The 9,264-nt window shown below is 73.5% G+C and carries 8 protein-coding genes; 3 read left to right on the top strand and 5 right to left on the bottom strand.

The features are described from left to right. The 5 genes from PLL68_RS09655 to PLL68_RS09635 all read right to left on the bottom strand — a co-directional run. Positions 1-299 (bottom strand): FAD-dependent oxidoreductase (locus PLL68_RS09655; RefSeq protein WP_324533550.1); only part of this gene is annotated, 299 nt, incomplete at its 3' end. Between the two features lie 50 nt (positions 300-349). Continuing rightward, entirely contained in the window at positions 350-1,105 is a 756-nt protein-coding gene (locus tag PLL68_RS09650; RefSeq protein WP_324533549.1) for a methyltransferase domain-containing protein, read from the bottom strand. A 65-nt stretch (positions 1,106-1,170) separates the two neighbouring features. After that, on the bottom strand, positions 1,171-2,712 hold the full coding sequence (gene idi, locus PLL68_RS09645; protein ID WP_324533548.1) for an isopentenyl-diphosphate Delta-isomerase: 1,542 nt from the start codon (positions 2,710-2,712) through the stop codon (positions 1,171-1,173). After that, complete coding sequence (crtI, locus tag PLL68_RS09640) at positions 2,709-4,217, bottom strand: phytoene desaturase family protein (protein ID WP_324533547.1); 1,509 nt, start codon at positions 4,215-4,217, stop codon at positions 2,709-2,711. Before crtI ends, idi begins: the two co-directional genes overlap by 4 nt. Further along, the gene (locus PLL68_RS09635) at positions 4,214-5,341 is read right to left on the bottom strand and encodes a polyprenyl synthetase family protein (protein ID WP_324533546.1); all 1,128 of its coding nucleotides are present in this window, start codon (positions 5,339-5,341) and stop codon (positions 4,214-4,216) included. The genes crtI and PLL68_RS09635 overlap by 4 nt, the downstream gene beginning before the upstream one ends. A 166-nt stretch (positions 5,342-5,507) precedes the next feature. Between PLL68_RS09635 and PLL68_RS09630 the strand changes: the two genes are divergently transcribed. From PLL68_RS09630 to PLL68_RS09620, 3 genes are all read left to right on the top strand, one after another. Next, complete coding sequence (locus PLL68_RS09630; protein WP_324533545.1) at positions 5,508-6,770, top strand: FAD-dependent oxidoreductase; 1,263 nt, start codon at positions 5,508-5,510, stop codon at positions 6,768-6,770. After that, the gene (locus PLL68_RS09625; protein ID WP_324533544.1) at positions 6,767-8,287 is read left to right on the top strand and encodes a cryptochrome/photolyase family protein; all 1,521 of its coding nucleotides are present in this window, start codon (positions 6,767-6,769) and stop codon (positions 8,285-8,287) included. The genes PLL68_RS09630 and PLL68_RS09625 overlap by 4 nt, the downstream gene beginning before the upstream one ends. A gap of 134 nt (positions 8,288-8,421) precedes the next feature. Further along, positions 8,422-9,264, top strand: an 843-nt coding sequence (locus tag PLL68_RS09620; protein WP_324533543.1) for a hypothetical protein, incomplete at its 3' end; no start/stop codon positions are given.

The following is a 9,264-nucleotide window of genomic DNA, read 5'->3' as shown; positions in this document are numbered from 1 at the left end:
AGCCGCGACAACGTGGGGTCGGTGCGGCGCAGCACGGCGCGCAGGTTGTAGTACTGCCGGAAGAAGGCGTGGAAACCCCGGCTCATCCAGGCGTCGCTCCCGGGCCCGTCGACCGGCCACGCACGCACGCGGCCGCCGAGGCGCTGATCGCGCTCGAGCACGGTGACCCGCACCCCGCGCTCCGCGAGCGCGAGGGCGGAGGTCAACCCCGCGATGCCGCCACCGACGACGACGACGTGGCGCGCGGAGGCAGGCACGGCATCCACGGGGGGTGTCGGGGCCGGCGGCGGGTGGAACACGGCTCGTGCGTCCCGTCCCGGCCGCCACGTCGGGGTGCGGCGTAGCGGGTTCACGACGGTGCCGATCCGCCCACGGTGTGGATGACGTCGCGTTGCCAGCCGCGGTAGGTGCGGTGCCGCACGTCGACCAGGCCGGCGCCGAGGAGCCGCTCGCAGATCCGGGCGACCGAGTCGAAGTCCCGCACGCTCGTGTAGAGGTAGCGGTGCAGCGGCACGTCGGAGCGCTTGATGACGGCCAGCGGGATGATGACGCCGTGGCAGATGGTCGCCCAGATGGCCTTGGCGCGGGTGCTGCCCTGCACGGAGTAGTCGTGGATGACGACGCCGCCGCCCGGGCGCAGCACGCGGGCCATCTCGCGCACGAGTCGCTCGCGGTCGGGCACGTTGCGCAGCAGGTAGCAGGCGAGGATGCCGTCGACCGAGTCGTCCGGGAGCGCCTCCAGGTAGGTCACGGCGTCCGACACGACGAGCTGGACCCCGGCGGGCCACGACTTGGCGCGGGCCTGCGCCACCATCCCCTCGGACATGTCGACGCCGGTGACGCTCAGCAGGTCGGCGGCGCCCCCGCGGGTGCGCCACTGCTCGAGCAGGGCCTGGGTCGACGCGCCTGACCCGCACCCGAGGTCGAGCACCTTCAGAGCCGAGCCGTCCGGGGCGGGCAGCCGGTCGAGCAGCGCGCCGGCGGCTCCGAGCAGCTGGTCGTGGTAGCCGGGGGACAGGGCCACCATGGCGTCGTACGTGGGGGCGGCCCGGTCGAAGGCGTCGGCAAGGACCCAGCCCTGCGTGCTCGGTGCGGACGTGCTCACACGGTCTCCTTGATGGTGTCCTCGACGTGGGTGTCGGCGGCTCGGGGGTTCAATGGTCGCGGCGCTCAGGACGCCGGGGCCAGTGCGTCGGCGCCGGGGCCGAGGGTAGCCGCCGGGGGCAGTGCCGCGCGCGACCCGGCGGGCCAGGAGCGGGGGTCGGGGCCGAGCGCGGCCAGCAACGGAACCTGCTCGGTGGCCCAGGGCGACACGGTGCGCACTCCCTCGAGCACCTCGTCACGGAACTGCTCCCAGGGCACCCACTGCACGTCGTCGACCTCCTCGGGGTCGGGGGCGGTGGAGTCGCTGGTCGCCCACCCGACGAACACCGGGCACACCTCGTTCTCGACGATGCCGTTCATCTGCGCCTGGTAGCGGAACTCGGGCAGCACGAGACGCAGGTCTCCCACCTCGACGCCCAGCTCGCTGCGGGCCCGCCGCCGCACGGCCTGCGCGAGGTCCTCGCCGGGGGTCGGGTGGCCGCACACGGTGTTGGTGACGACCCCGGGGAAGCTCGGCTTGCTCGCCGCCCGCGTCGTCACGAGCAGCCGACCTGCCGGGTCCAGGACGTAGCAGGAGAACGCCAGGTGCAGCGGGGTGTCGTCGTGGTGGATCGCGGACTTGCGGCCCTGACCGATCGGGGCGCCGCCCTCGTCGACCAGCACGACGGGGTCATCCGACACCCAGGCCCCGCCGAAGGGGTCGACGGCGGCGCGGTCGCGGGCCACGAGTCGCATCGGGTCGCGCGAGGTCACCATGCGCGCCGCGAGCGCGGCCTTGCGCGCGGTGGGGACTCGTGCGCGAGAGGTGAACACGTCGTAGTCGGCGGCCTCGATGCCTTCGAGGATGCGGGCGTAGAGCACCCGTGCCGTGGCGACGCAGCGGCGGGATGCCCCGGGCAGGATGGGGATGCCGGCGTCGGCCTCGCGGTAGAGGCGGCGGTTGCGCTCGATCTGGAAGGCCATCAGCTCGCGCCACTGCGGGGTGACGACGCGGGCGTGGGGGTCGGCGCCGAACCGGCGCAGGTCCTCCTGGGGGATGTAGACGCGCCCGCGGTCGAGGTCCTCGCCGACGTCGCGCAGGAAGTTCGTCAGCTGGAAGGCGAGGCCGAGCGCGCGAGCCGGCACGACGGCATCCGTCGTGGGGTTGAGCACGGGCAGCATCATCTCGCCGATGACGGCGGCGCTGCCGTCCATGTAGGCGAGCAGGTCAGCCCAGGTCTCGTAGGTGCGCTGGGTCAGGTCGCTGCGCATGGCACCGAAGAAGCGGGTGAAGCAGTCGTCGGCGATGCCGCACTCGCGCACCGACGTCGCGACGGCGGCCATGACGGGGTCGGTGTAGGTGCCGTCGGCGAGCGCCTGCCAGAACGACGCCTCGAAGGCGTCGAGCTCCGCGGCGGTCTCCGGGCCGGGTTCGGGGCCCGCGAGGTCGACGATGTCGTCGGCGAGGCGGGCCAGGGTGTAGACGGCGTGCACGTGGCGGCGCGAGGCGGCGGGCAGGAGCCGGGCGCCCCAGTAGTACGTCGTCCCGTGCTCACGGGTGATCTCGGCGCAGCGGGCGTAGCCGGCGGCCAGCACCTCGGGTGAGGTGGCCGGGGTGGGTTCGGTCACCGGGCCACCGTACGTGGTGTCCTGGCGACAGGGCGCGCGCCCCCGGCGTACTGCTGGACCCGCTGCGCGGCGAGCTTGCCGCTGACGAGCACCATGGGGATGCCGACGCCCGGCTGGGTGCCGGAGCCGGCGAACACCAGGCCGGGCACCCGGCGGTCGACGTTCGAGGGGCGGAAGGGGCCGGACTGGCGGAAGGTGTGGGCGAGGGCGAACGGGGTGCCGAGGTGCATGCCCTGGGCGCGCCAGTCGTCGGGGGTGATGAAGGCCTCTTCGCGGATGTCGGTCGGGTAGCCGCCGTCCTCGAGGAAGCGCAGGAGCCGCTCACGCATCGGCCCGGCCTCACGGCGCCAGTCCAGCCCGGCACCGGTGTGCGGCACCGGTTCGAGCACGTACATGGCGGTGGAGCCGGCCGGTGCGGCGGTCGGGTCGGTCACCGAGGGCACGGTGACCAGGCGCGACGGGTCGGGCATGAGCTCGCCGCGGTCGATGATCGCCTCGAACGCACCGTCCCAGTCGGTGCCGAAGTGGATGTTGTGGTGGCGCAGGTGCGGGCCGGGCGTGCCCGAGGCGCCGACGTGCCACACGACGGCGGAGGGGGAGTAGCTGCCGGTCCTGATGGTGCGGGGGGCGCGGATGCCGGGGAGCAGGCGGTCGTAGACCACCGGGAGGTCGACGGTCGCGACCACGGCGTCGGCCGCGAGGCGCTCACCGCCGGTGGTGGCGACCCCGGCGACGGCTCCGTCGCCGCGGCGCAGGATCTCGCTGACCTCGACGTCGAGGTGGATCGGGACCCCCGCGTCGGTGAGGGCCTGGGCCATGGCCCGGGGCACGGCGTGCATGCCACCCTCGGGGTAGAACACGCCGCGCACGGTGTCCATGTAGGTGATGACGGCGAGCACCGCGCGGGCCTTGGCGGGCGAGATGCCGGCGTACAGGGCCTGGAAGCTGAAGATGCGGGTGAGCCGGTCGTCGGTGAAGAACCGGTCGACGGACGGGCCGAGGGCGCTCAGGCCACCGAGCCGCAACAGCTTGAGCGCGGTCGCCGGGGAGCGCACGAGGTCGAGCGGTGAGGAGTAGTTGTGGTCGACGAAGGTGTCGAACTCGGTGTCGTAGAGCTGCTCCAGCCACGCCAGGAAACGGTCGAAGCCCGCGGCGTCGGCCGGGCCGACCTTGGTGCGGATCTCCTCGCGCAGGTCGTCCATGTCGGCGCGGATGTGCAGCTCGCTGCCGTCGGGGTAGACCGCGCGGTAGGCGGGGTCGAGGTGACGCATGGTGATCAGTGAGTCGGGGTCGCCGCCGACGGCCCGGATCGGGTCGTGGAGCAGCTCGGGCATGGTCATGACGACCGGCCCCGGGTCGAGGCGGAAGTCGCCGAGGCGCAGCAGGCCGGCGCGGCCACCGACGACGTCCTCGCGCTCGAGCACGGTGACGTCGTGCCCTGCGGCGGTCAGGTGGCAGGCGGCGGCCAGCCCGGAGAGGCCGGCCCCGACGACGAGAACCTTCATGAGCACCTCCAGGCGATGGCGTCGGCGAGGCCGCGCAGCGCGGCATCCGCCCGGGGTTCGACGGCGAGGGCGTCGAGGCGTGCGTGGGCGCGACGGCTGAGGTCGGCGACGGCCTGCTCGGCCCGGTCGCGAACCCCGGCAGCGACCATCGCCTGCTGGAGGGCGTCGACCCCGGCGTCGTCGAGGGTGCCGGCGTCGCAGGCGTCCAACAGGGGACGGTCGCTCGCGGGAAGGAGCTCGGCGGCCCAGGTGAGCAGCTCGGTGGGCTTGCCCGACCGCAGGTCGTCACCGGCGGGTTTGCCGGTCTGGGTCGGGTCGCCCCAGACGCCGAGGACGTCGTCGCGCACGGCGAAGGCGTCCCCGATGAGGTCACCCCACGCGATGAGCCCGCGCACGGTGTGCTCGTCGGCCCCACCCACCAGTGCGCCGAGCTGGAGGGGACGGGTGATCGTGTAGCGGCCGCTCTTGAACCGGGCGATCCGGCGCGAGGTCGCGTGGTCGCGGCGGCGGCCCGCGGTGTGGGTGACGTCGAGCAGCTGGCCCTCGACGAGCTCGACCGCCATGAGTCGCCAGGCGGCCCGCACGGTGGCGGCGGTGGGGGCGACGAGCAGCGTGGCCTCGCTCAGCGCCAGGTCGGAGACGAGGGTGGCCACGCTGTCGCCGAAGAGGGTGTCGTCGCCGAGGCCCTGCTCGTCACGGTGGCGCTGCGCCGCCACGACGTGCAGCGTGGGGCGACCACGCCGCGAGTCGGAGCGATCCATGACGTCGTCCTGGATCAGCGCGAACAGGTGCAGCAGCTCGAGCGCCGCCGCGATCCGCACGAGGTCGGTGTGGCTGCCGGGCTCGGCGCCGCCGACCACCCAGCCCCAGTGGGCCAGGGTCGGGCGCAGGCGCTTGCCGTGGTTGCGCGAGCGCTCGGCCAGCTCACCGACCAGGTCGACCCCGAGCGGGCCGGCAGTCGGGCTCGCCTCGTCGGGGGCGTTGTCGGCCGCGGCTTGGTCGAGCGCGCTCGCGAGTTCGAGGAAGGTCGTCTCGAGCAGGGAGTCGGCGCGCGTGAGGGTGGATTCGACGCTGGCCGTGGTCTCCGGCGCATCGAGCTTCAGAGCGGTCGTCTCGGCACTCATCGACGTGCGCCTCCTGCCTCGCTGGTCTGGTCGGACGGGATGTGTCCCGGGGCGGCTGACCGCTGTGCGCAAAGCCTAGACAACGGCCCCGGAGTGGTCCACAACCTTAGACAAAGTATTGTCAAGTGAGACGTGGTTCGGGTGTGCTCAGCCTAGGGTTGCGGTCGTGGATGCGGATGTCGTGGTCGTGGGTGCCGGGCTGGCTGGGCTGAGGTGTGCGCACGTGCTCGCGCAGGCCGGTCGGGCCGTGGTCATGCTGGAGACGGCGCATGCCGTGGGTGGGCGCCAACGCACCGACGAGGTCGACGGCTTCCTCCTCGACCGCGGCTTCCAGGTGCTCAATCCCGCCTATCCCGCCGTGCAGCGCTGGGTCGACCTCGAGGCCCTCGTCCTGCGCCCCTTCGGGGCCGGTCTGCAGGTGCGACGTGAGCGTGGCCTCGTCGAACTCACCCACCCGTTGCGGGCGCCCGGTGGTCTCGCCGCCACGCTGCGTAGCGGCCTGCTCTCCCCGCGCGCCGTCGCCGCGCTGGCCCGGTGGGCCGGGCCGGCCGTGGTCGCGCCCCGCCGGGTCATCGCCGGGGCCTTGGCCGCCGACCGGTCACTGCGCGAAGGGCTCGACCGCGCCGGGGTGCGCGGTCCGCTGCGCACCGAGGTGATCGAGCCCTTCCTCGCCGGGGTGCTCGCCGAGGACCGGGGCGAGACCTCCGAGGCGTTCGCACGCCTGTTGGTTCGCATGTTCGCGCTCGGCGTGCCGGGGGTGCCCGCGAACGGCATCCGGGCCCTGCCGGAACAGCTCGCCGGGCGAGCGCGCGCGGCGGGCGTGGACGTACGACTCGGCGAACGCGTCACCTCGCTCAGCGCGGATGCCGGGCGCACGGTGCTCACGCTCGCCGGCGGTTCACGGGTCAGTGCCCGCGCCGCCGTCGTCGCCGTCGGGCCGGATGCCGTGGCGGGGCTGCTGCCGCTGCCGGCCCCCGCGACCAAGGGGTTGCAGACCTGGTGGTTCGACGCCCCGCAGGCGCCGACGGCATCCACCCTGCTCATGGTCGACGGCCGTCGGCGGGGGCCGATCGTCAATGCCGCGGTGATGAGCAACGCGGCGCCGACCTACGCCCCGGCCGGACGACACCTCGTCCAGGTGACCTGCCTGCTGGCGCCGGACGGCACCGGCGGCACCGAGGCCGAGGTGCGGCGACAGGCAGGGGAGATGTTCGGTGCCCCGCCCGCCGACTGGGGTCTGCTGCGCCGCGACGACATCCTGCACGCGCTGCCGACCCAGCCCGCACCGCTGCGCACGGTCAGCCGGGCGCGGGTCTCGCCGGGGGTCTACGTCGCTGGCGACCACCGGGACACCGCCTCCATCCAGGGGGCCCTGGTCTCCGGCGACCGGGTCGCCCGCACGGTGCTCGCCGACCTTCAGGGCACGTGAGCGCACCGCCGGTGACGGCCGGTGCGCCGTCCGGGGTCGCCCGGCGCATGGTGCGGGTCGTGTACCCGCACCAGCTCTTCGCGGCCCACCTCGACGCCCCGCCCGGAACGCGTTTCGTGCTCGTCGAGGACGACCTGCTCTTTCGTCACCAGCCGTTCCACGCTCAGAAGCTCGTGCTGCACCGGGCGTCATCTCGCCACTTCGTGGAGCGGTTGCGCGACGCGGGTTTCGACGTCGACGTCCTGGAGACGGATGCCGTGCGGCCCTCGGGCGGGCGTCTCGCCGCCCACCTCGCCGGGCTGCGACCTGATGCGCTCAGCGTCGTCGATCCGGTTGACGACTGGATGCTGCGTGACCTGCGCCGTTCCGTGGCCGACGCCGGGGTGGGCTTCGGGCCGCACGACGTGCTCGAGTCGCCGAACTTCCTCACCACGAGGCCTGAGCTCGTCGACTGGTTCGGGGACCGGCGGGCCCGGATGCAGACCTTCTACCAGTGGCAGCGCCGCCGGCTCGACGTGTTGGTCGAGGATGGCCAGGCCGTCGGTGGGCGGTGGTCGTTCGACACCGAGAACCGCAAGAAGCTGCCCCGAGGCCATGTGGTGCCCAGCTGGACCGGTGCCGAGCGCACCGCGCAGGTCGACGAGGCGATCTCGTGGGTGCAGGGCGAGTTCCCCGCGGCACCTGGCCGCGCGGCATCCTTCGCGTGGCCGGTGACCCACGAGCAGGCCCGGGCGGCCCTGCAGGAGTTCGTCGACGAACGGTTGGCGCAGTTCGGCCCGTACGAGGACGCCGTCTCCACGCAGCACCCGGTGCTCTTCCACGCCGCGATCACCCCGGCGCTGAACTGCGGCCTGCTCGACCCGCGCGAGGTGCTCGACGCGGTGCTCACCGGCGCGGCCGAGCAGGGGGTCGAGCTCGCGTCGCTCGAGGGCTTCGTGCGCCAGCTCATCGGGTGGCGCGAGTACATGCGGGGCACCTACCACCTGTTCGGGCGCCGGATGAGGGTCGCGAACCACCTGGGCCACACCCGGTCCTTGGCGCCGGGCTGGTGGGGCGGCACGACCGGGCTCGACCCCGTGGACCACGCGATCGAGGGGGTGCTCGAGCGCGGCTGGGCGCACCACATCGAGCGGCTCATGGTGCTCGGCAACGCGATGTGCCTGCTGCGCACCGACCCGGTCGAGGTGTACGAGTGGTTCATGGCGATGTTCGTCGACGCCTACGACTGGGTCATGGTGCCCAACGTCCACGCGATGTCGCAGTTCGCGGCCGGGGCGGCGGTCACGACCAAGCCGTACGTCTCGGGCAGCGCCTACCTGAGGCGGATGACCGACCATGGCCCCGGCCCGTGGCGCGAGGACTGGGACGCCCTGTACTGGACCTTCGTCGAGGACCACCGGGAGGTCTTCGAGGGCAACCCGCGCTCGCGGATGGTCACGCGTACGTGGGACGGCATGGATGCCGTGAAGCGGGATTCGCTGACCGATCGCGGTCGCGCGGTCATCGCCAGGTTGTAGTTGACGGCTCGTGACATGCAGTGGGCGCGACATTCCGCGCGCTCTGCATGTCACAACCGGGTGGGCATGCCCCACCGAGGTCCGACCCGTTCGGGCACTGGCGACGTCGGGGTCCCTTCCCTGACACTGGATGGATGACGCGCCGGACGTCACCGACGCCCGTGGAGGTCACGGCTGCCACGGTGATGATCGCCGTGGCCGGCCTCACCGTGACGGCAGGGGTCGTTGCCGAACCCGGACCACCGGGTGATTCCCCCTGGGTGCTGGTGTGGGCCCTCGTGACCGCGGTGGTCCTGCTGCTCGCCCACCGTGGCCTCGACCCGGGGTGGGTGGCCTGGCGGCGGGCAACGCTCGGCCTGGTCGGCGTCGCGCTCGCCTACCCGGCCGTGGCCGCCACGCTCGCGCTGGCTGTCGCAAGCGACTCCACCGGTGGTTCGTGGATCCGGCTTCTGGCTGCCCTGGCCACGGTCGGGCACGTGCCGGTGATCGCGGCCCTGTCCCTGCTGCCGCTGCTCGCGGTCCGCTACATCGGCAACGGCCTGCCGCCACGCCTGATTACGGTGGTCCTCGCGCTAGCCACCGTGGATGCCGTGGCGCTCGCCCTGTTGGCCCCACCCATGTGGCCGGCCGGTCTCACGCCCCTCGTGGAGTCCGACACGGCGGTCGCGGTGGGCCTCGTGGTGAACCTCGTCTTCCTTGCCTCCACCCTCGTCGGTCCCGTGGTCGCGACGCGGGCAGCCCGGGATGCCGTGGGCGAAGCGCGACCGCGGCTGGTCCTCGTGGCGCTCGCCGCCCTCAGCGGCCCGGTGCTGGTGCTCGGCTGCGGAGTGCTCGGCGCCCTCGCGGCCGGTCCGATGGGGGCCGAGGCGCCGGCGGTGATGGTCCTGTGTGGCATGTACGCCGCCCTCGCGACGGTGTCGGCAGGGACGTCGCGGGCGCTGCGGAGCCCGCTCGCCCTGCGGACCCGCACCATCTCC

This window comes from Ornithinibacter sp. (assembly GCF_035443565.1).
Taxonomy (GTDB): domain Bacteria; phylum Actinomycetota; class Actinomycetes; order Actinomycetales; family Dermatophilaceae; genus Fodinibacter.
Note: the sequence above shows the minus strand (reverse complement) of the source record. Positions and strands in the feature narration are given on the sequence as shown.